Source organism: Pseudomonas sp. CC120222-01a, from assembly GCF_003097235.1.
Lineage (GTDB): Bacteria > Pseudomonadota > Gammaproteobacteria > Pseudomonadales > Pseudomonadaceae > Aquipseudomonas.
In genome coordinates, this window is sequence record NZ_QEQQ01000001.1 from 508,866 (window position 1) to 529,487 (window position 20,622).

Consider the following 20,622-nt stretch of genomic DNA (forward strand, 5'->3'; position numbering starts at 1 on the left):
AAGGGCTTGCCGGCAAAAATGCTATGCAGTAGGATTTTGGTCATCGGAGTGTAGCGCAGCCAGGTAGCGCGTCTCGTTCGGGACGAGAAGGCCGCAGGTTCGAATCCTGTCTCTCCGACCAGCTCCTTGTTTCAGCCAGTTTCAATCTGCGCGAGAAACGCCCTACAAAGCCCGCCCCGTGCGGGCTTTGTCGTTTCACGCTGTACCATACTGTATCGCCCCATGTCGTGTCGCCGTGTATGCTGGCGTGTATTCGCTCCAGTTAATCGAACCTGAGGCATACACCAGTGAAGCGTAGTCAGATCAAGCGACGGCCTCTCGCCGACACTACCCTCTCAAGCCTTGAGCCCGAGGCATCTGTATATCGCGAGCATGATGGCAGCGGCCTTTACTTCCGCGTTAAGCCAAACGGACTGAAATCGTGGGAATTGCGCTACAAAAAACCTGATGGCAAATGGTCATGGGTCGGAATCGGAGCCTTCCCCGAAACCACTGGCGCTAAGGCCAGAGACAAGGCCGCCACCCTTCGCAAGGATATCTCCGCCGGCACCAGCCCAGTAGTGGCTAAGCGCGAGCGCCAGGCCGCTCAGCGGCAGGCAGCGACCAACACGTTCGAACTGCTCGGCAGGGAATGGTTCCAGTCTCGCCGCACAGGGTGGCAGCCCGGTACTGCGAAGCGGATCATCGGCGCGCTGGAGCTCCATGTCTTCCCGGTCTTCGGCACTCGGCCATACACGAATATCTCGCCCATGGAGTGGATGGAGTTTTTCCGAGGCCTGGAGAAGAAAGGCATCATCGACCAAGCCGGCAATATCCGGCGCTTTTGCAAAGAGGCATACGACCTTGCTCGCGTCACCGGGCGAGCCGAATACAACCCGGTGGAGGGCCTTCACAAGTTTCTCCAGACGCGCCAGGCGGAAAATTATGCCCATGTGCAGACGGATGAGCTACCGGCCTTGCTGCGTGCCATACGTGCCTACAGCGGCTCAAAGATCGTTGCGCAGGGCCTGCGACTGCTCACGATGCTGGCCGTTCGCCCAAGCGAACTACGGGAAGCGTCCTGGGCAGAGTTTGACCTGAATATCGGGAACTGGAGCATTCCCGCTGCGCGAATGAAGAAGCGGCGCGACCATGTGGTGCCCCTGCCCCGCCAGGCGATTGAAGCCCTACGCGAGCTTTATCGCTTCACCGGCGCGTATCCATTGTTGTTCCCGGGCCGCAATGACCGCACCAAAGCCCTTAGCAACATGACTTTCAACATGGCCCTCTCTCGCCTTGGGTACGGCGGTCGACAGACCGGCCATGGCTTCCGACACATTGCATCCACGATCCTGAGAGAACAGGGGTTCCTCAAGGATCACGTTGAGGCCCAACTGTCTCACGCTGAGGATGGCGTCGCTGCCGTATACAACAAGGCCCAGTACATCGACCAGCGCCGCGCGATGATGCAGTGGTACGCCGATCACCTGGATACATTGGCATCTGGCTCGACCGAAGCGAAAACGAATGATTGAGCCACTTTTCCTGAGCGTCGATGAATTAGCCGAGCGATGGGGCGTAACTCGCCGGCAAATACTCGAGCACGGCATGATAATGAGGTTTCCGACCTGGTACATGTTCGATGGGACGATCGTTCAACACCCTAGTCTCGATAGGCCGTCAATGGATTACTACGGCCCAGTCCGGGCGCTTACAGAAACCATTTCGAGACTGATGATCCAAGAGGAAATTCCTCATCCAACCTTCGCTCTAGGATCAAAACCCGAGGTCTACCTCAAGTTACTCACCGGCCAGGGATTAGCTCCAGAGGACATTATCCAGCTTGCGCCAGGCCACCTGGATAATTGGAAAGAAACCCTCTCCATTACCGAGCTGCTGATTCCTATGCAGAGTATCAAGTACCTCGAGCGCGCCAAAGATTTTGAGCAGCCCAGATCCGTGAAGCCTCGGCCCAGGACCGCCACTCAAGAGGCTATGGTCCTTGAGGCGATACGGGAGCTTGGCCACGACCCTGGGGCGCTCCCCAGCCGGCCGGCTGGCCACCCAGGCGTCAAGAAAGCTGTGTTCGCCAAGTTGTCTGGCCGAGCCGATTTGTTCACCGACAGCTCATTTACGAAAACATGGGGGCGCCTCAGGGCAAGCGGAAAAATCGTCGGCGGTGAATAGTGCGCACCAAATCGCGATGTCACGAATGCGCAGCCCGGTGGTGGTAGAGCATTGCTTAGCTAACCTTGGCAGACCCTTAACCAAAATTAGCAACTTTGTTAATGCTCCCGGCCAGGCCGCACCCCGTGGCTATGGGACGAGTCGTTAGAATAGCGCTATTTTCTACCCTCTATACACGGGCCAAAACCCGGACCAACCTTAACAAGCAGGTGGTGGCCACCCGAGACGCCCGATCTCCGTGACGTGCGCCGCGGGCGAGTTGGCCTGGGCTGTGTGCTCAAGGCGCGGGGTGGCTCGCACCAGCGGTGTGTCGGCCTGCAGGTGCTAAATGCGAGAGGGCAGCGACGAAGTGTTGGCCAGCAGGCGAGTGGCTAGGAACGCCTGCAGGGGATTGGCGGGGCACCGGCGTCAGCGACTGGAGACAGCGCCGACAAGCCAAAAGAAAAGGCGATGACGGCTCAACCGACGTTCCCCTGATCACTATTCAGGGCATCCGATTGCGCCAAACATCGCCTTATGGAACCGAAGTTCCCCTGATCACAATCCAGGGCGTCGGCTCCGGGCAAGTGTAGGGCATTCAAAGGCTGGTGTCGCGCACCTACGGCACTGCCAGTACGCTTGCGGGTGACCAGATTGGGAATGCTGGCCGCGCATCCAGCAGCCGCCCCCAAGCGCCAGCACGATCCCCCAGAGTCATCCGTCAGCAGCTGACCTGGGCAATGCTCCCAACGAGCGGGTGTCAGCCGTATCGCGAGCCTTTAACTCATCGCTCGGCTTTCATGGGGATGTTGTCATAGGTGGCTCGCAGGTCGGCGCCTATCAGGCAATAGCGGCCACCAGGCGCATAGCACCGCCGGCAGGTCATTACATGGCTGATGTACTGGTCGCGGGCCTGGCGCCATTCAGGGGTGGCATTGGCAGCGTTGGTGTATGGGCTGGCCGGCAATTGCACAGGCTCGACCAGCACCAGGCGCGGACGATCCAAGGAGCGTTTCGCCATGGGTGGTTTGCCAGCGCCAGCAGCGTTCGGCGGCATGCGATTGAGCAGGTCGGAAAGAAGACTCATGGCGTCGCCTCACCCGAACGCCCATAACGCCCAAATGTGTCTGTGAAAAAAAATCGGGGGAACAGGGGACCGCGGGGAACAACCAGTGTTTCTGGAGCCTCTAGAGGGGGTACTTGTTCCCCACCCGAAAAACTGGGGAACGGTGATAACCAAACAGAAGCTGCACCACTGGTGCTTATATTCAGAAACATGGTTGCGTTCCCCCTGTTCCCCAACACTTCAATAAGGGGGAACGACTACAGACCGCGTATTTGCTGGCTGTTCCCCCGTTCCCCCTGTTCCCCGCGTTTTTAGGTTCCTGTGAATTTGGGCATTGGCACTGGGTGGTGATGACAGTCATAGGCCACTGCCTTCGCTATCCATTGCGTCGGGATCGATCACATACAAGCGGGCAGACCCACCAGCAGGTAGGCGGTACTTCTTAGTCCTGCGGCTGTCCCGGTCGGTATCGTGCTTGGCGAGAGCACAAGCGCCCTCCAGCGCCTTCACGACACGCGCCAGCCCATGCCCGTGGGCGGCCTCGATCAGTGCAGACTTATTGAACAGGTACAGCCGCTTGGCGCCTACCACCTCCCAGTACCCGGCGCGGTTGAACACCTTGGTGTCCGGCGTTTGGTCTTCTACATCCGAAAACCGGCTGCTTCCGTGCTTGTCGATGAAGTCGAGGATGCCGGCCAGGATCTGGCGGTCCTCGGCATTACCACCACCCACTCGGCTCAGCCACTCGCCGTACAGCAACTGGCAGTCGGCCAGAGCCGTGCCCGGCGTCCACGGCAGCAGGCCGTAGGCAATGGCCATTTCGCCCGCCAGCGCGATCACCGCGAAGCGATCAGCCACCCGCCCGGCCTGGGCGTTGTCTTCCACGAACTGGGCGCGGATGCCGGCGAAGTCCTCGAGCAGCCCGGGGCGGTCATCGCTGGCCAGCAGCTTCTCCACGAAGGCCGGCCCGATGTGTCCGTGGTTCGCTCCTACGGCCACCGTGAGCTGGCGGTGGAAGTCGGCGCCCTCCAGACCGTGCAATTCATCGAAAGCACGGTGCGTGCGGGTACCGGCGTTCACGTCGACCATTCGCAGCTCAGCACCAGCATGGGCGGCATTACCGCTGATAGCCGCGTGCTCGGACAGGGAGCGCTCGCCACTGGAAAGCGCCAGCAAGCGCCAACTCAGCTTGCCGCGGGCCTCCCGGTCACGGGTCATGGTGCCCTTGCCCTGGCCGTTGGCGAGCGAGTAGGCCATTTCCTGAACGCGCTTGGGGTCGGCCCGCTTGATCTCGTCCAAGGGCAGCATGGTGTCGTTGCGGCTGGATGCCTCAATCTCCAGTCCGCCCTTGGTCATGTCCCAGGACGCAGCGAAGATGCCCGGGTCGCCCCATACGGATGAGCCGATCAGTTGCGCCAGCGACTTGCCGCTGGAACTGTCGCCCACCAGGTGAACACCACCACCCAGCACGCCCACCAGGCTCAGCAGCGGGCCAGCGAGGGCGCAGCCGATTGCCAAGGTCAGTACCGGGTTACCCTCGCACTTGGCCGCAACCTCGACCTTCCAGCCCTCCAGGCTACCGCGCACACTGAACAGGTTCTGTCCCTTGGCGCTGGCCTGGTAGCGCACCTTGTCGCTGCCAATGGTGCGCCCAGGCAGTACAAAGGCGCCCGACTCATGCCAGCCGGGGCGGCAGGTGGTGGCAAACACTACTGCAGGGCGCTGGTCCAGCAGGTACTCCATGAACTGGCCACGCTTCTTCAAGGCGATGATGACGCCCATACCGAACAGCGTTCGCCTGGCGTCCTCGCCGCTCCCGCCGAACACTTCCATGGGAATAATCCATTCCTTAGGGCCGCTGTCGGTGAGCAGGCGCAGAAACCGACCTTCGCTGCCGTCGTCGCTGTTGGTGGTGCGGGCGGCGACTGTTACCGGCGTGGCGATCCACTCATCAGTGATCGGGCGGTCGGCCTTGTCGTCGTCGCCTTCATCGTCGCCAGCGCTGCGCTTGAAGCCATGCCAGTACACACCGGGTTTGAGCCTGCGGCCTTTCTCATTTGTCACCCAGTGCTCATACACACCCCAACATGGGCGCTCAGGCAGAATGGTAGGGAGGGTGCACGTCAGGAACTTGGCCGAGACCTTGGCCGCTTGGGCAGCACTGATCGCGGGGGCGGTACCGTCAATTGCTCCTGCCGTTCCGCCTAGGTCGACAGTTACGCGCGTTACGCTATTCGCCGGCATGACTGGCCTCCCAATGTTGGAGGTCGTTGAAGTCAGTCAGAGTGTCGGGAGCGCCGGTGGGCCAATCTGGAAACGTCACCAGGCCGCCTACCAAGACGGCGGCGGCATTGGCGGCGGTGCGACCAGGGTTGCCCTTGGTCTGACGGTCATCGTCGCCCGCAATTACTATTTCCGTGCCGGGGTATTCGGATCGAAGCGCCAGTGCAACCGGTGTGAGATTCCCGGCATTCATGGCGCAGGCGACGGTGTAGCCACCTTTGTGAAGCGTTGCCCCCGTCGCCCAGCCTTCACAGATGCACAGCGGCTTGCCCTGTGTAATACGCCCCAGAAGTGAATAGGCGCCCTTGATCCGGCCACCAAATAGGAAGCGCTTTACGCCGCCTGGGGCAATCCGTTGCAGGTTCACCAGAATGCCACCGGCGTACAACGGCACCAGCAACTCATCACCGCGCTGGCGCAAGCCATGGGGGCGAATGCCTTTTGCGATTAAGTAGGCGTGCGAGGGGTCGGCGCGGCGTGCGCCACTCCACCAGCGCTGGGCAGTTGCCGCCGCCTTGAGCTGTCGCCGTTGCTGCTCGGCTTCACGCTGGCGCCGAGCCTGCTCGATTCGCTGACGTATCTGTTCGGCCTCGCGGTGGTCAGCTGGTTCGCGGCTGCTCCAGGTGCTGGCGCCCCCAAGCTTCCAACTTCCGAACGCGCCGGAGGCGATGCCATCCAGATACAGGACGTACCAGCCGTTGAGCGTGCCCGATTTGTCGCCAGGAACGTGAAAGCGGTGAATGTTGCCATCGGCCACAGGCTCCCAGTAGAGCGGTCCATAAACCGACTGGAGCACATCACGGAAAAGGATCGTGGCATCAGTCATTGGGCTTAGACCCTTGTTGATCAGCGCTAGCAAAAGCCCGGCAGACTTGGCCATTATTCACGGCGTGCCGGTAGGCTAGGTCGTCTAACGTATCAATGAGACAAGCTGTTATCTGGGTATCCGCGCTACGCATAACTACGCGCCCGCACTCCGCGTCGGGCTCGCTCAAGAAAGGCCCCAGCAGCGCCTTAGGCGCCTTTGGATGGGTGACATAAAACAGCTCAGTGGGTTTCTTCAGGCAAGTCTTCGCCGTTCCCACTTTTGAGCAGGGTTTAAGGGGCATGATGGTTTTCCGTTACAAGACCGTCGGTATCAATCGTTCAGCGCCCAGCCCGGGAACTGGGCGCATACGCAAAAGAAACGCAGAGGGGGTACTACTGTGTCTGCGATGGCTTGAGTCGAACAATTATCGCTTCAACATCTTCCAATATTTCCGAAAGCCAGGATGCTCGCCCAGAACAACGCTCAAGTTCGTAATACTCACGCAACTCGGCACAAACCTCTCTCAGCTGAGAAAAACTATCTACGTCGATAGATGGGGTGGGCAGGTAAGGGGCGCGTTTGCCCAGGTCGTCTGGCGCAATAGTGCTGCTGGCTCTTGAATTTTCAGTGAAAGCCTTCACACCACCCATGACGAAATTTCCTGATTCCGGACAAGTGTCGATTTACTGTCGTGCAGATCCAACGCGCGAGCGGTGCTCATATGATGGTTATAGCGTTTGAGCCGATCGGACAGATTTAAGTCGGCGCGAAGAGCGATCAAGGCCTTGCGGCGGTGGGCAAGTGCGCGGATGGCAGATGTGTACGATACGAGAACGGACATTTGTAGCTCCTTTCGTTGACTGGAGCCGCAACCGTCCTTCCTACGGGATTGGGTGGCGGCTACGTGTGGGGTAGGAATACCGGCACGAAAGGACGCCGGCCAGGCGTAAGCCTGCCCACACGTGGCCGCCATAGAGCATTGTCGAGCGCATGAAAAAACGCCACACAATGGACTTGGGGCGCTGATGCGCCTTTCGTTGTACGGGTTCCTACGCCCGGTCACCAGCAATGTGACGACGGGCGCACCATACTGTTGTCGAGTGCGATTGGCAAGGCTTGGGGGTGAGTGGTACTTGCTTCGACGTACCTGAGCGGCATGCCCTCCCTCCAGCCGGGAAGTACTCAAGCTTTTTTTCCGCCCCAGGAGGCACTTGTGGATAACACGCAAATCCAAAAATGGGATGCTGCGCAGCTTCTCGATAACGATGAGAAAATGATCATGCATCTGGAGTTTTCGCTGGAGGAATGTGACGGAGACACCAGCGTTGTCGCAGATGCGCTTGTAACTATTCTCCGTGCTCGAAGCATGAACCAATTGGCTAGTGAGACTGGTATTAGTGTCAAAAGGCTCTACAGAGAATTGAACGGCGAGGGGCCGCTCACAGTGGCGACACTCATCAAAGTGTCCATGGCGCTTGGCATACAGGTCAGTGCTGATAGCCCTATCGTGAAAGAGTGAGGGCTTTCTTTCAGCCATAAACGTACGCCTCGGAATACCAGAGTCGTTTAGGTGGAGGGCAGGTCTCATGCTTCAACCTCGACAGCTGTTGTGGGGCAAAGGTAGTACTGTGCAACCCTGCGATGAGTGCGGCCTTGTTCATCCGTTGTGGTGATGAGGTGGCGCTGGATGTTGTGCCCAAGCTCTTTCAGCTCTTTGATCCTCGCGGCGGGCATCATGATGTTCAGCTCGCGTCTGGCTGTAATGGTATCCACTGCGACAGCTTGCAATCGGGCAAGAAGTCGCGCGCGTTGGACTGCGCTGGTGGTAGCATGCGAGGGCAAATTAATTTGGAGGCTGGCCTGTTGGTCGGCCTTTTTTTTGAGCGTCATTTAGGCCGCCTCCCCTCGCATAGCGATGCGTTGGCGAACCCACTCCTGAACCTCAGCTAGTACCCAGGCAACCGGCGCGCCGCGCATCTTGCTATTGCTCAACGGCACAGACTTGGGAAAGGTGGGGTCATCGCGGAGGCGGCGATAGATCGATGTGCGGGAAAGCCCCGTCATTCCCTCAATCTCGGGCATGCGGATCAAGATGGCGCTGGAATCAAAGCAACTGTGGGCTAACGACTGGGCGGGTTGTGAATTGGCTACTTGCATACGTGCTCCGTATTGGTGTCGATTGGTACGGAACCGATATGAACAGCTGGGGTGTCCTCCCCCGCAAGTGTCCCCCTGTCCTCCTTTTTTGGGGGTACACCCTAGCCAGCACCAAGCGCCCTGTATGCCAGCGTGTATGCCAAAACAAACACAAAAGCTAAAAGCCTATATATATCAGTAGTTTAAAGTCACTGTTAGAACGTTGTCTCTCCGACCAGAATTTCAACAAGAAGCCCGCCTTGCGCGGGCTTTTTGTTGTCCCTCGGAAATCAGTCGACCGCTGTCACCTGTTCCGCCTGCACCGGCACATACAGTAACTGCAGACGCGAGCTGCTCCACTCACGGGTGCGGTTGGTCAGCTCGATGTCGTTGTTCAGCTTCTGCCCATAGCTCGGCACGATGTCCTTCAGGCGCGCCTGCCATTCCGGCGTCTTGATGCGGTCCTTGAAGGTTTTCTCCAGCACCGTCAGCATGATCGGCGCGGCCGTCGAGGCGCCCGGCGAAGCGCCCAGCAGCGCGGCGATACTGCCATCCTGCGCAGCCACCACTTCGGTACCGAACTGCAGGATGCCACCGAGTACCGGGTCCTTCTTGATCACCTGCACGCGCTGGCCAGCCTGCAGCAGCTTCCAGTCCTCGTTGCGGGCGTTGGGGAAGTACTCGCGCAGGGCCTGCATGCGGTCGTCGAAGCTTAGCATCAGCTGGCCCATCAGATAGGTGCTGAGGTCGAAGTTATCGATCCCGGCGTTCACCATCGGCAGGATGTTGTGGCTGGTCAGCGAGGCGAACATGTCCAGCAGTGAGCCGTGCTTGAGGTACTTGGTGGAGAAGGTCGCGAACGGACCAAACAGCAACACTTCCTGGCCATCGATCACGCGGGTGTCCAGGTGCGGTACCGACATCGGTGGCGCCCCGACCGAAGCCTTGCCATACAGCTTGGCCTTGTGCCGAGCGACGATGTCCGGGTTGTCGGTCATCAGGAACTGGCCACCGACCGGGAAACCGGCATAACCGTCCGCCTCCGGGATGCCCGACTTCTGCAGCAGCTTCAGCGCACCGCCACCGGCGCCGATGAACACGAACCGGGCATTGACGCTGGACTCTTTGCCGCCATGGGCAAGATCCGCCACCACCACCTTCCAGGTGCCATCAGCGTTGCGCACGATATCGCGCACCTCATGGCTCAGGTGCAGCTTGACGTTCGGGTTGCGGGTCATCGAGGCAAACAGCTGGCGGGTGATCTCGCCGAAGTTCACGTCGGTACCGATGGCCATGCGCGTGGCGGCCACTCGCTGTTGCGGGTCACGCCCCTCCATCACCAGCGGCACCCACTTGCGGATCTGCTCGTGGTCTTCGCTGATCTCCATGCCCCGGAACAGCGAGCTGTGCTGCAAGGCGGCAACGCGCTTGTGCAGGAAGGCGATGTTCTCGTCACCCCAGACGAAGCTCATGTGCGGCACGTTGTTGATGAACGACTTCGGGTTGCTGAGCACGCCCTGCTCGACCTGGTAGGCCCAGAACTGCTTGGAGATCTCGAACTGCTCGTTGACCCCGACGGCCTTGCTGATGTCGATGCTGCCGTCCTTGCCTTCGCTGGTGTAGTTCAGCTCGCAGAACGCCGAGTGGCCGGTACCGGCGTTGTTCCAGGCGTTGGAGCTCTCCTCGGCGACCTGGTCCATGCGCTCGTAGACGCCGACCTTCCAGTTCGGTTCCAGCTCGGTAAGGTAGGTGCCCAGGCTCGCACTCATGATGCCGCCGCCAATCAGCAGCACATCGACGGTCTTCGCAGGCTCTTCGGGTTTGGAGCAGCCGATGACGCCCAGGCAGAGGAACGTCAGCAGGAATTTCTTCATTGATGTTGTCCAGTTGTTGTGTACACGCGCGCCGCACGGAGCAGGGAGCGTGCCAACTGGGTCAGGGCCAATGAATACGGGTGTGACAGCGGGTCGCATGGCGACATTCCGCCACAGTGGGAAGGGTTTGAACCTGCCAGATGGCGGTTTTCCCCCTTGGGGGCGCTTCGCACCCCTTTCGCGACACAAGGCCGCTCCCACAGGAATATGCGATCCCTTGTGGGAGCGGCCTTGTGTCGCGAAAGGGGTGCGAAGCGCCCCCATCAATCTATCAGGCAGTGAGTCGCGAGGTGACCTCACCCAACTGCCCCGACAACCCATGCAGGCGCTGCCCCGCCTGCTCGGTATGCTGCACCGCCTCCTGGTTGGCGGTGGCAATGCGGGTGATTTCGATCAGGTTGCGCGAAATGTCTTCGGCCACGCTGGTCTGCTCTTCGGCCGCCGTGGCGATCTGCCGGTTCATGTCGCGGATCGCCTCCACCGCCAGGGTGATCCGTTGCAGCATCTGCCCGGCCTGCTGCACCTGCTCGGCGCCCTCCTCGCTGCGCTGCTGGCCGCTCTCGATGGCCTTGACCGCCTCCACCGCCCCCGATTGGACGGCTTCGATGATCTGGTGAATCTCGGCGATCGATGCCGCCGTGCGCTGGGCCAGGCTGCGCACCTCGTCGGCGACCACGGCAAAGCCACGCCCGGCCTCACCCGCACGGGCCGCTTCGATGGCGGCATTGAGCGCCAGCAGGTTGGTCTGCTCGGCAATGCCACGGATCACTTCCAGCACCTTGCCGATGCGTGAGCTGTCGTTCTCCAGGTCGCGGATCACTGCAGCGGTGCCGGCGATCTCGCGGTTGACCACGCCAATGATGTCGATGGTCTGCTGCATCACCTGTTCCCCCGCCTGGGCACTGTGGTCGGCATCGTCGGCGGCACGTGCGGCCTCGGCGGCGTGGCGGGCCACTTCCTGGGCCGTGGCGGACATCTCGTGCATGGCCGTGGCCACCTGGTCAGTGCGCTGGAACTGGTCGTGGGTACCGCGGGCCATGTCACCGGCTATGTTGCGCAACTGGCCACTGGCGCCTTCCAGCTCCTGGGCGTTGTCCTTGAGGCGGCCAACGGTCTCGGCGAGGAAGTCGCGCAAGGTATTGGCGGCGCGCGCCAGACGGCCCAGTTCGTCCTCACGACGGCTGTCGACGCGGGCGGCGAAGTGGCCCTGGCTGAGTTGCGCCACGTATTCGATCAGTTGGCGGATCGGCTCGATCAGGCTGCGGTTGAGCAGCCACAGGCTGAGCAGGCCGACCAGCAATGCCGACCCCAGCATCACCAGCACGCCCAGCCACACGGTGCGCTCGGCACCGGCATTGATCTCGGCGGCACGGCCACGGGCTTCGGCGCGCAGCTGCTCGACCAGCGCGCTCATCTGCTCGCTGGCCGCCCGGTCCACGCCCTTCACCGCCTGGTCACCGGCTACCGGGTCGCCACCGGCCGCCAGAAATGCCTGACGCCCTTGTTCGTAGGCCTGACCGAGTTGGCGATGGCTGTCACGCAGTTGCTGCAGCGGTGCCTTGAGCTTGGCATCGCTGCTGTCGATCAGTTCCCCAAGCAACTGTTGAACCTGCTGCTCGCGGGCCTGGAACTGCTGCCAGTACTTGTCCAGCTCGGCCGGCTGGCGACCGCGCAGCAGCACGTTCTTCCATTCCTGCACCTGGATCTTGAACTGCAGGTTGGCTTCATCGATCAATTGCGACGCCCGCAGCGGCCCGTCCACCAGTTCGCCATAGCCACGCACGCTGGAGGACAGGAACTGGAAGCACACCAGGGCGATCAGCAGCATCGCCGCCAGGCTGCCGCCCAGCAGGGTGAGAATTTGCACTCGGAGTGATTTACGCAACATCGCGGATCTCGGGAACAAGGAATAAGGAAACGGCGCGCCGTTGCAGCGCCGCGACAGACATCCTTGTCCTCGTTCGCAGGCCAAAAAAAAGCTGCCATCGATCGATAGCAGCCAGGTCGAGCACTTACGCAACAGTTGAATTCAATACTCTCAGGCAATTGCTACAGAAATGTTACAGCTGCACGACACTTAGCCCGTGGTGAACTGCAGTTCGGCCAGACGAGCGTACAGCGGGCTTTCTTCGATCAGCTGCCGGTGCGTGCCGACCGCGACCACACGCCCCTTGTCGATCACCGCGATGCGGTCGGCATGCTGCACCGTGGCCAGGCGGTGCGCGATGACCAGCGTGGTACGCCCGGCCATGAGGCTCGGCAGGGCCTGCTGGATCAGGTGCTCGCTCTGCGCATCGAGGGCGCTGGTGGCTTCGTCGAGCAGCAGGATCGGCGCATCCACCAACAGCGCCCGGGCAATTGCCAGGCGCTGCTTCTGGCCACCGGAAAGGCCAATGCCGCCCTCGCCCAGCGGCGTCTGGTAACCCTGTGGCAGTTGCCGGATGAATTCGTCGGCGTGGGCGCCCTGGGCTGCCGCCTCGACGTCGGCCAGAGTCGCCTCGGGTCGACCGTAGCGGATGTTGGCCTCAACCGTGCCGCGGAACAGTGACGGGTTCTGTGCCACCAAGGCGAATTGGCGGCGCAGGTCGTCAGGCTCCAGCGCCGTGATCGGCTGGCCGTCGAGCAAGATGCGCCCCTGCTGCGGATCGTAGAAGCGCAAGAGCAGGTCGAACAAGGTCGACTTGCCCGCCCCCGACGGCCCCACCAACGCCACGGTCTGGCCTGGTTCGATGGCCAGGCTGAGGTGGTCGATGGCCGCCACCGATGGCCGCGAGGGATAGGCGAAGGTCAGCTGCTGCAGTTCGATGCGTCCGCTGACACGCTGTTGTGCCAGCGCCTCGGGAACCTCAGGGACCAGGATCGTGCTGTTCGCCGCCAGCAGCTCGGCGATACGCTCGGCAGCCCCTGCAGCGCGCTGCAACTCGCCGATCACTTCACTGAGGGTGCCAAAGGCACTGCCGACGATCAGGCTGTAGAACACGAACGCGGCCAGCTCCCCTGCGGAAATGCGCCCGGCGATCACATCCATGCCGCCCACCCACAGCATGACGCCAACCGCGCCCAGCACCAGCACGATCACCAGGGTGATCAGCCAGGCACGCTGGGCGATACGTTGCCGGGCCACGGCAAATGCGGCCTCCACCGTACCGGCGAACAGCTCGCGGTCGCGGGCCTGGTGGTTGTAGGCCTGCACGGTCTTGATCTGCCCCAGGGTCTCGGCCACATAGCTGCCGACATCGGCCACCCGGTCCTGACTCTGCCGCGACAGGCTGCGCACCCGCCGGCCAAACAGCAGGATCGGCGCCAACACCAGCGGCAATGCCACCACCACGATGCTGGTGAGCTTGGGGTTGGTGATGAACAGCAGCACCACACCACCGATCACCATCAGCGCATTGCGCAGGAACATCGACAACGACGAGCCGATCACCGACTGCAGCAAAGTCGTGTCGGCAGTCAGCCGCGACTGGATCTCGGAACTGCGGTTATCCTCGAAAAAGCCCGGGTGCAAGCCCACCAGGTGATCGAAGACCGCGCGGCGGATGTCGGCAACGCAGCGCTCGCCGATCCACGACACCAGGTAGAAGCGGCTGAACGTGCCTGCCGCCAGGGCCAGCACCAGCACCAGGAACAGGCCGATGGTCTGGTTCAACTGGTGCGCCGAGCGGGTCATGAAACCCTGATCGACCAGCAGGCGGATACCCTGGCCCATGGACAGGGTGATGCCGGCGGTGACCACCAGCGCCAGCAGGGCCAGCAGCGCCTGGCGACGGTACGGACGCATGAACTGCCAGGCCAGGCGCAGGGCACGGCGTTGGCGAGAGGAAGCCGAATCGGGCATGACATGAACCAGAAAAGCCGGAAGATTGAAGACTACCATTCATCCACGCAGGCAGTGCCTATAACCCATCGATCTAACAGGTCTCTGGAGCTTTGCCGCGCTTTCTGCTGGACTGTGCAGGCCTTGGTGCACACGATAACTTTTGTAACAGGCCAGTCACGGCGCAGGGTTAACCTGAGCCTGAACCTGATGAGGAGATATTCAATGAGCTTGCAACATGGCAGCGACACCGTGAAACCGCAGAGCAAACCACAACCCAAGGCCTGTGGTTCGATCATCGACGCCCAGGGCCGCGAGATCGAGATCACCGAACAGATGATCCAGAAGGCCTGCAAGGAGCTGGAAGACAGCCGCGTTAAGAAAGTACGCCACGGCTGAAGCAAGAATGCTTTGAAACCCGGCTATATGCCGGGTTTTTTGTTTTTACCTGTACTGGCCTCTTCGCGGGTAAACCCGCTCCCACAGAGACATCACTCACCTCAATGCAGTGATAAACCTGTGGGAGCGGGTTTACCCGCGAAGGGGCCAGTGCAGGCTTATCGGGCAATCAGGCCAACACGCCGCCCAGGGCATTGACCATCTGCGCCAACTGCGGCGCCTCGCCCCTCACACGCACCGCCAGCCCTTCGATCTCCCGGCGCGGTGGATACTGCTTGCGCAACTGGTCGAACGCCGCCCGCTGCTCGGCCACATCGTCACTCAGGCTGCGACGGAAATCGGCATCGTCACGGCGTGGGTCATACACCGCCCGGCACAGCGCCGCCAGGGCCCAGGCAGGCTCCGCCGTGCCGTCCAACTCGATTTGCGCCAACGGCGAAGGTGGCAGCAGGTCGGCCAGCTGCACCTTTTCGGCCTCTCCCAGATATCGGCACAAGGCCTGATAGATCTGCGCCGTGCCGCGCTGGCGGCCATCCAGGCTATAACCGGCAATGTGCGGCGTGGCCAGCGTGCACAGGTCTGCCAATTGCAGGTCGACCTGTGGCTCGCCTTCCCAGACATCGAGCACCGCGTGCACGTCTTCGCGATCCAGCAGCAGCTCGCGTAGCGCCGAGTTGTCCACCACTGGCCCGCGGCTGGCGTTGAGCAACCAGGCACCGGGGCGCAGCTGCGCCAGCTGCGCTTCACCGAGCAGGTGCCAGGTCGGATGTTCGCCGCCGCGCTGCAGCGGAGTGTGCAGGCTGATCACATCGCACTGTTCAAGGATCGTCGCCAGGCTGACGAAATCACCGCCCTCGGCTGCCTGGCGCAGCGGGTCGCAGACCAGCACCTTCCAGCCCAAGCCGTGCAGTACTCGCACCAGGCGGCCACCCACTTCACCGGCGCCGACCACCCCGTAGGTGCGTTGCGCCAGTGCCACGCCGTCCAGGTCAGCCAGGGTCAGCAGGCTGCCCAGTACGTAATCGACCACGCCACGGGCATTGCAGCCGGGTGCGCTGCGCCAGTGGATGCCGGTTTCGGCGAAGTAGTCCAGGTCCAGGTGGTCGGTGCCGATGGTGCAAGTGCCGACAAAGCGCACCTTGCTGCCTTCGAGCAGTTGCCGGTCGACCTTGGTCACCGAGCGCACAAGCAGCACATCGGCGTCCTTGACGCTGGCGGCGTCGAGGCTGCGGCCGGGATAACGGCGGATCTCGCCGAAGCCTTCGAAGAAGGCATCGAGCAGCGGGATATTCTCGTCGGCAACTATCAGCATGGCGCTCTCCTGTCTGGGGAGCGCAGTGTAGGCGCTACGTGAGGTGTGTTCCAGCGCGGTTCAGTCGGCTTTCTTGCGGATCCAGTACAGGTAGGTGCCGGCTTCTTCCTGCTGCTCGAGCAATTCGTGGCCGAGGAAGTTGCAGAACTTGGGGATGTCACGGCGGGTCGACGGGTCGGTGGCGATGACCTTGAGCAGGCCGCCAGCGGCCAGGTTGCGTACGTGCTGGTGCAGCATCATCACCGGCTCGGGGCAATTCAAGCCGGTGGCGTCGAGGATGGCATCGGGGGTGAAATCAGTCATGGGGGGCTCCGCAAATGATCGCTATTGTGGCGCATCCGGTCGTGTCGACCAAGAGGTGGAGCGCTGGTGCATGGCTTAAGTGTGCGTGTGCGTTGAGATCGAGCGCCGCCCGCGCGGCGCATCGCGAGCTGCGCTCGCTCCTACGTTTGTTTCTGGCCAGTAACGCCTGTGACAGGCGCGCGCGACCGCCTTGTTGGTACGCCGCGATATCGCGCCATGCGCCAAAGCGCTCGCGCGCAAATCTCACTGGAATAATTGGCCCGAAACAAACGTAGGAGCGAGCGCAGCTCGCGATGCGCCGCGCGGGCGGCGCTCGGTTTCGACGCAGACAAAGCACTCAAGACTTGCGCCTGGCAACATCAACGCGGTTTCAAATCAAGCCTGCGCAGGTGGCACGTCACTTCCTCACGGTCGTGATACAGCTGCTTGCAGGCAATCGACACCTTGACCTTGCGCGCCTTGAACGTCGCCTCCATGCGGTCCAGCAACCGGCGCACCTCGGCATAGCGCTGCTTCATCGGCAATTTCAGGTTGACCACGGCCTCACGGCACAGCCCCTCTCCCAGCCAGGTCTCGATCAGCGAGGTGGTACGCGCCGGTTTCTCGACGATATCGCAGACCATCCAGTCCACCGGCTGCTTTGGCTGCCAGGTGAAACCGTCCGCCATCAGGTGCTCTACCAGCCCGGTTTCCATCAGGCTCTCGGCCATCGGTCCATTGTCGATGGCGGTGACCAGCATGCCACGGCGCACCAGCTGGTAGGTCCAGCCGCCTGGCGAAGCACCCAGGTCGACACCCTTCATGTCGTCGCCAAGGCGCTGTTCCCACTGCTCACGCGGGATGAACTGGTGCCACGCCTCTTCCAGCTTGAGGGTCGAACGGCTGGGCGCCTCGCGGGGGAATTTCAGGCGCGGGATACCCATCGGCCACAGCGCGCTATTGTTCACCTCGGCCATGCCAACGAATACCCGGCGGCCGCTGATGAAGGTCAGCAGCAGGCGCGGCAAGCTGGCGTTGTCGACCAGACGGCCCGCCTTTTCAAGGGCCTTGCGCAACGGCACTTCGAATTTGCGGCAGAAGGTCGACAGTTCCTTGCCGTCGTTGCTGTCCAGTACTTCCAGCCACAGGCTGCCAAATACCGGTTGCCCGGCCAGATGCTCCAGCAGCACGCTGATGCGATCGGTTTCCGGCAATTCGATATACGTGCCTCGCGCCCACTGGCGCGGGAAGATCAGCTGCGCGAAACGCAGTTGGGCCATCAGGCGTTCGGCACCTTCGGCCTCGGCACAGACGAACTCGGCACAAGCACTCTGCGGCTTGCCCTTGGCATAGCCGGCTACACCCAGCTGGGCGGCATGTTCGCTGATCTCGGCGCAGACCTCACCCTCGAAACCGGGCCGGCAATGCATGAACAGGGTATTCATCTTTCACTCCACTACGGCTGGCGCGCTACGGGCGCCGGCAGGGCGGCGATAATAAAGGAAGATCGGAACCTGCGACATGCCCCGCCGGTCCAGAAAAGAGTCAGGGGCACCAAACGGAGCTAACCTGACCATTCAGCCAGGTCCGTGCCGTGCGGGCCGAAACAGCGCGGTGGCACCGGCCATGACCAGCCGTGCCGGGCCCCGCCGCACAAGGAGTTGGCAATGCCCTCGCTCGATAGCCTGAACACCCTCAAGACCCTCCAGGTGGCTGACCGCACCTATCACTATTACAGCCTCGCCAAAGCCAGCCAGAAGCTGGGCGACCTGCAGCGCCTGCCCATGTCGCTCAAGGTACTGCTGGAAAACCTGCTGCGCTGGGAAGACGGCGAGACCGTCGGCACCGATGACCTGCGCGCCCTCGCCAACTGGCTGCAGGAGCGCCGCTCCGACCGTGAAATCCAGTACCGCCCGGCGCGGGTGCTGATGCAGGACTTCACCGGTGTGCCCGCAGTCGTCGACCTGGCCGCCATGCGCGCCGCCATGGCCAAGGCCGGCGGTGACCCGCAGCGGATCAACCCGCTGTCGCCGGTGGACCTGGTCATCGACCACTCGGTGATGGTCGACCGCTATGCCACGCCACAGGCCTTCACCCAGAACGTCGACATCGAAATGCAGCGCAATGGCGAGCGCTACGCCTTCCTGCGCTGGGGCCAGAGTGCATTCGACAACTTCCGCGTAGTACCGCCGGGCACCGGTATCTGCCACCAGGTCAACCTGGAATACCTCGGGCGCACGGTATGGACCCGCGACGAAGATGGCCGCACCTATGCATACCCCGACACTCTGGTCGGCACCGACTCGCACACCACCATGATCAACGGCCTCGGCGTGCTCGGCTGGGGCGTGGGCGGCATCGAGGCGGAAGCGGCCATGCTCGGCCAACCGGTGTCGATGCTGATCCCCGAAGTGATCGGCTTCAAGCTTACCGGCAAGTTGCGCGAAGGCATCACCGCCACCGACCTGGTGCTGACCGTGACGCAGATGCTGCGCAAGAAAGGCGTCGTCGGCAAGTTCGTCGAGTTCTACGGCGACGGCCTGGCCGACCTGCCGTTGGCCGACCGTGCGACCATCGCCAACATGGCACCGGAATACGGTGCGACCTGTGGCTTCTTCCCGGTCGATGAGGTCACCCTCGACTACTTGCGTCTGTCCGGCCGCCCAAGCGAAACAGTGCAACTGGTCGAACAGTATTGCAAGGAACAAGGCCTGTGGCGCCTGCCTGGCCAGGAACCGCTGTTCAGCGACACGCTGGCCCTGGACATGCATGACGTCGAAGCCAGCCTGGCCGGGCCCAAGCGGCCACAGGACCGGGTTGCCCTGGGCCAGGTCGGCCAGGCTTTCGATCACTTTATCGAACTGCAACCCAAGCCGCTGGCCAAGGAGGTCGGCCGCCTGGAGAGTGAAGGCGGGGGTGGTGTAGCCGTTGGCAACGCCGATCAGGCTGGCGAAATCGACTACAGCCATGGCGGACAGACCTACACCCTGCGCGACGGCGCCGTGGTGATCGCAGCGATTACCTCGTGCACCAACACCTCCAACCCCAGCGTGATGATGGCGGCCGGCCTGGTGGCGAAAAAGGCCCTGGAAAAAGGCCTGCAGCGCAAACCCTGGGTCAAGAGTTCGCTGGCCCCCGGCTCCAAGGTGGTGACCGATTATTACAAGGCTGCGGGGCTTACCCCTTACCTCGACCAGCTTGGCTTCGACCTGGTCGGTTATGGCTGCACCACCTGCATCGGCAACTCCGGACCACTGGACGATGCTATCGAAAAAGCCATCGGCAGTGCCGACCTCACGGTCGCTTCGGTGCTATCGGGCAACCGCAACTTCGAAGGCCGCGTGCACCCGCTGGTCAAGACCAACTGGCTGGCTTCACCACCGCTGGTGGTGGCCTACGCGCTGGCCGGTAGCGTACGCGTGGACCTGACCCAGGATGCACTGGGAACGGGCACGGACGGTCAGCCCGTCTACCTGCGCGATATCTGGCCAAGCCAACAGGAAATTGCCGACGCCGTGGCCAAGGTAGACACCGCCATGTTCCACAAGGAATACGCCGAAGTCTTCGCCGGTGATGCGCAATGGCAGGCCATTGAAGTACCGCAGGCGGCGACCTACGTCTGGCAGGACAGTTCCACCTACATTCAGCACCCACCGTTCTTCGATGACATCGGCGGGCCGCTGCCCGAAATCAAGGACATCCACGGCGCACGCATCCTCGCCCTGCTCGGCGACTCGGTGACCACCGACCACATCTCCCCTGCGGGCAACATCAAGGCTGACAGCCCGGCCGGGCGTTACCTGCGCAGCAAGGGGGTGGAGCCCCGGGACTTCAACTCTTACGGCTCACGGCGCGGCAACCACGAGGTGATGATGCGCGGCACCTTCGCCAATATCCGCATCCGCAACGAGATGCTGGCGGGCGAGGAAGGTGGCAACACCGTGCATGTGCCCAGCGGCGAGAAGCTGTCGATCTATGACGCTGCCATGCGCTATCAGGCCGAAGGTACGCCGCTGGTGGTAATCGCCGGCCAGGAATATGGCACCGGCTCCAGCCGTGACTGGGCGGCCAAGGGCACCAACCTGCTGGGGGTCAAGGCGGTGCTGGCGGAGAGTTTCGAACGCATCCACCGCTCCAACCTGGTAGGCATGGGCGTGCTGCCGCTGCAGTTCAAGGCCGGCCAGGATCGCAAGCAATTGGCGCTGACCGGCAAGGAACAGATCGACTTGCTTGGGCTCGGTGGCGCGCAGATCAAACCGGGCATGAGCCTGCCCCTGCGCATTACCCGTGAGGATGGGCAACAGCAACAGATCGAGGTGCTATGCCGGATCGATACGCTCAATGAAGTGGAATACTTCAAGTCAGGCGGGATCTTGCACTATGTGCTCCGGCAGATGATTCGCACCTGATCGCCCCCGCCCGCTCAACGCCTTTTGCATCAAGCGCCGCACCTGCGGCGCTCGATGCACATGACCACAAGAAAAGTCAGCCTTTGAC

Annotated in this window: 19 protein-coding genes, 1 tRNA gene and 1 pseudogene; 6 read left to right on the forward strand and 15 right to left on the reverse strand. The window is 62.0% G+C overall.

Annotated features, from left to right (window positions below; genetic code table 11):
- Window positions 1–44: 44 nt before the first annotated feature.
- The 3 genes from N430_RS02530 (at window position 45) to N430_RS02540 (ending at window position 2,166) form a co-directional block, all read left to right on the forward strand.
- Window positions 45–121: transfer RNA gene (locus tag N430_RS02530), tRNA-Pro, on the forward strand.
- 166 nt (window positions 122–287) lie between these two features.
- Window positions 288–1,514, forward strand: coding sequence for a tyrosine-type recombinase/integrase (locus N430_RS02535; protein ID WP_095064899.1), 1,227 nt, complete (start codon window positions 288–290; stop codon window positions 1,512–1,514).
- Entirely contained in the window at window positions 1,507–2,166 is a 660-nt protein-coding gene (locus N430_RS02540; RefSeq protein ID WP_110631207.1) for a hypothetical protein, read from the forward strand. The genes N430_RS02535 and N430_RS02540 overlap by 8 nt, the downstream gene beginning before the upstream one ends.
- Before the next feature lie 763 nt (window positions 2,167–2,929).
- On the opposite strand, the gene N430_RS02545 is transcribed toward N430_RS02540, so the two are convergent.
- From N430_RS02545 to N430_RS29630, 6 genes are all read right to left on the reverse strand, one after another.
- Window positions 2,930–3,232, reverse strand: coding sequence for a hypothetical protein (locus N430_RS02545; protein WP_110631204.1), 303 nt, complete (start codon window positions 3,230–3,232; stop codon window positions 2,930–2,932).
- 336 nt (window positions 3,233–3,568) lie between these two features.
- A complete protein-coding gene (locus N430_RS02550) occupies window positions 3,569–5,377 on the reverse strand; it encodes a DUF927 domain-containing protein (RefSeq protein WP_371922752.1) in 1,809 nt (602 codons plus the stop codon).
- 64 nt (window positions 5,378–5,441) lie between these two features.
- Entirely contained in the window at window positions 5,442–6,320 is an 879-nt protein-coding gene (locus N430_RS02555) for a toprim domain-containing protein (RefSeq protein WP_110631201.1), read from the reverse strand.
- Window positions 6,313–6,603: a hypothetical protein gene (locus tag N430_RS29625; protein ID WP_110631197.1), complete on the reverse strand. Its 291-nt coding sequence runs from the start codon at window positions 6,601–6,603 to the stop codon at window positions 6,313–6,315. The genes N430_RS02555 and N430_RS29625 overlap by 8 nt, the downstream gene beginning before the upstream one ends.
- 91 nt (window positions 6,604–6,694) lie before the next feature.
- The gene (locus N430_RS29210; protein WP_133248818.1) at window positions 6,695–6,952 is read right to left on the reverse strand and encodes a hypothetical protein; all 258 of its coding nucleotides are present in this window, start codon (window positions 6,950–6,952) and stop codon (window positions 6,695–6,697) included.
- Entirely contained in the window at window positions 6,940–7,143 is a 204-nt protein-coding gene (locus N430_RS29630; RefSeq protein ID WP_095064889.1) for a hypothetical protein, read from the reverse strand. The genes N430_RS29210 and N430_RS29630 overlap by 13 nt, the downstream gene beginning before the upstream one ends.
- Before the next feature lie 372 nt (window positions 7,144–7,515).
- Between N430_RS29630 and N430_RS02570 the strand changes: the two genes are divergently transcribed.
- Window positions 7,516–7,821 (forward strand): addiction module antidote protein, encoded by a 306-nt coding sequence (locus tag N430_RS02570; RefSeq protein WP_158288774.1) that lies wholly within the window; start codon window positions 7,516–7,518, stop codon window positions 7,819–7,821.
- Window positions 7,822–7,886: 65 nt separating this feature from the next.
- Here N430_RS02570 and N430_RS02575 read toward each other — a convergent pair whose 3' ends face one another.
- The 6 genes and pseudogenes from N430_RS02575 to N430_RS02595 all read right to left on the reverse strand — a co-directional run bounded on the left by N430_RS02575 (window position 7,887) and on the right by N430_RS02595 (window position 14,153).
- Entirely contained in the window at window positions 7,887–8,192 is a 306-nt protein-coding gene (locus N430_RS02575; RefSeq protein ID WP_110631189.1) for a helix-turn-helix domain-containing protein, read from the reverse strand.
- Window positions 8,193–8,459, reverse strand: coding sequence for an AlpA family transcriptional regulator (locus N430_RS02580; protein WP_256577325.1), 267 nt, complete (start codon window positions 8,457–8,459; stop codon window positions 8,193–8,195). It lies immediately after the preceding gene.
- 269 nt (window positions 8,460–8,728) lie between these two features.
- Window positions 8,729–10,312, reverse strand: a complete 1,584-nt coding sequence (mqo, locus tag N430_RS02585; RefSeq protein WP_110631186.1) for a malate dehydrogenase (quinone) — start codon at window positions 10,310–10,312, stop codon at window positions 8,729–8,731.
- Between the two features lie 271 nt (window positions 10,313–10,583).
- Entirely contained in the window at window positions 10,584–11,351 is a 768-nt protein-coding gene (locus tag N430_RS29895) for a methyl-accepting chemotaxis protein (RefSeq protein WP_371922753.1), read from the reverse strand.
- A gap of 165 nt (window positions 11,352–11,516) precedes the next feature.
- Window positions 11,517–12,200 (reverse strand): annotated as a pseudogene (locus N430_RS29900) (methyl-accepting chemotaxis protein); the annotation flags it as partial.
- Window positions 12,201–12,389: 189 nt separating this feature from the next.
- Window positions 12,390–14,153 (reverse strand): ABC transporter transmembrane domain-containing protein, encoded by a 1,764-nt coding sequence (locus tag N430_RS02595; RefSeq protein ID WP_110631180.1) that lies wholly within the window; start codon window positions 14,151–14,153, stop codon window positions 12,390–12,392.
- A gap of 204 nt (window positions 14,154–14,357) precedes the next feature.
- On the opposite strand from N430_RS02595, the gene N430_RS29405 reads away from it, so the two are divergent.
- On the forward strand, window positions 14,358–14,531 hold the full coding sequence (locus N430_RS29405; protein ID WP_165837330.1) for a PA1571 family protein: 174 nt from the start codon (window positions 14,358–14,360) through the stop codon (window positions 14,529–14,531).
- Window positions 14,532–14,700: 169 nt separating this feature from the next.
- On the opposite strand, the gene pdxB is transcribed toward N430_RS29405, so the two are convergent.
- The 3 genes from pdxB to rlmM all read right to left on the reverse strand — a co-directional run bounded on the left by pdxB (window position 14,701) and on the right by rlmM (window position 17,570).
- Window positions 14,701–15,843, reverse strand: coding sequence for a 4-phosphoerythronate dehydrogenase PdxB (gene pdxB / locus N430_RS02600; RefSeq protein ID WP_110631177.1), 1,143 nt, complete (start codon window positions 15,841–15,843; stop codon window positions 14,701–14,703).
- 60 nt (window positions 15,844–15,903) lie between these two features.
- Window positions 15,904–16,146, reverse strand: a complete 243-nt coding sequence (tusA, locus tag N430_RS02605; protein WP_110631174.1) for a sulfurtransferase TusA — start codon at window positions 16,144–16,146, stop codon at window positions 15,904–15,906.
- Window positions 16,147–16,505: 359 nt separating this feature from the next.
- Window positions 16,506–17,570 carry a 23S rRNA (cytidine(2498)-2'-O)-methyltransferase RlmM gene (gene rlmM / locus N430_RS02610; RefSeq protein ID WP_110631171.1) on the reverse strand — a complete coding sequence of 355 codons (1,065 nt, stop codon included), beginning with the start codon at window positions 17,568–17,570 and terminating at the stop codon, window positions 16,506–16,508.
- 222 nt (window positions 17,571–17,792) lie between these two features.
- Here rlmM and acnA point away from each other — a divergent pair, with 222 nt between their 5' ends.
- Complete coding sequence (acnA, locus tag N430_RS02615) at window positions 17,793–20,534, forward strand: aconitate hydratase AcnA (RefSeq protein WP_110631168.1); 2,742 nt, start codon at window positions 17,793–17,795, stop codon at window positions 20,532–20,534.
- Window positions 20,535–20,622 lie beyond the last annotated feature (88 nt).

Excerpts from the sequence above, each read along its gene's own strand:
- N430_RS02540 (WP_110631207.1), top strand. The coding sequence starts at position 1,507 with ATGATTGAGCCACTTTTCCTGAGCGTCGATGAATTAGCCGAGCGATGG.
- N430_RS02545 (WP_110631204.1), bottom strand. The coding sequence starts at position 3,232 with ATGAGTCTTCTTTCCGACCTGCTCAATCGCATGCCGCCGAACGCTGCT.
- N430_RS02555 (WP_110631201.1), bottom strand. The coding sequence starts at position 6,320 with ATGACTGATGCCACGATCCTTTTCCGTGATGTGCTCCAGTCGGTTTAT.
- N430_RS29625 (WP_110631197.1), bottom strand. The coding sequence starts at position 6,603 with ATGCCCCTTAAACCCTGCTCAAAAGTGGGAACGGCGAAGACTTGCCTG.
- N430_RS29210 (WP_133248818.1), bottom strand. The coding sequence starts at position 6,952 with ATGGGTGGTGTGAAGGCTTTCACTGAAAATTCAAGAGCCAGCAGCACT.
- N430_RS29630 (WP_095064889.1), bottom strand. The coding sequence starts at position 7,143 with ATGTCCGTTCTCGTATCGTACACATCTGCCATCCGCGCACTTGCCCAC.
- N430_RS02575 (WP_110631189.1), bottom strand. The coding sequence starts at position 8,192 with ATGACGCTCAAAAAAAAGGCCGACCAACAGGCCAGCCTCCAAATTAAT.
- N430_RS02580 (WP_256577325.1), bottom strand. The coding sequence starts at position 8,459 with ATGCAAGTAGCCAATTCACAACCCGCCCAGTCGTTAGCCCACAGTTGC.
- mqo (WP_110631186.1), bottom strand. The coding sequence starts at position 10,312 with ATGAAGAAATTCCTGCTGACGTTCCTCTGCCTGGGCGTCATCGGCTGC.
- N430_RS29895 (WP_371922753.1), bottom strand. The coding sequence starts at position 11,351 with ATGGCCCGCGGTACCCACGACCAGTTCCAGCGCACTGACCAGGTGGCC.
- N430_RS02595 (WP_110631180.1), bottom strand. The coding sequence starts at position 14,153 with ATGCCCGATTCGGCTTCCTCTCGCCAACGCCGTGCCCTGCGCCTGGCC.
- N430_RS29405 (WP_165837330.1), top strand. The coding sequence starts at position 14,358 with ATGAGCTTGCAACATGGCAGCGACACCGTGAAACCGCAGAGCAAACCA.
- pdxB (WP_110631177.1), bottom strand. The coding sequence starts at position 15,843 with ATGCTGATAGTTGCCGACGAGAATATCCCGCTGCTCGATGCCTTCTTC.
- tusA (WP_110631174.1), bottom strand. The coding sequence starts at position 16,146 with ATGACTGATTTCACCCCCGATGCCATCCTCGACGCCACCGGCTTGAAT.
- rlmM (WP_110631171.1), bottom strand. The coding sequence starts at position 17,570 with ATGAATACCCTGTTCATGCATTGCCGGCCCGGTTTCGAGGGTGAGGTC.
- acnA (WP_110631168.1), top strand. The coding sequence starts at position 17,793 with ATGCCCTCGCTCGATAGCCTGAACACCCTCAAGACCCTCCAGGTGGCT.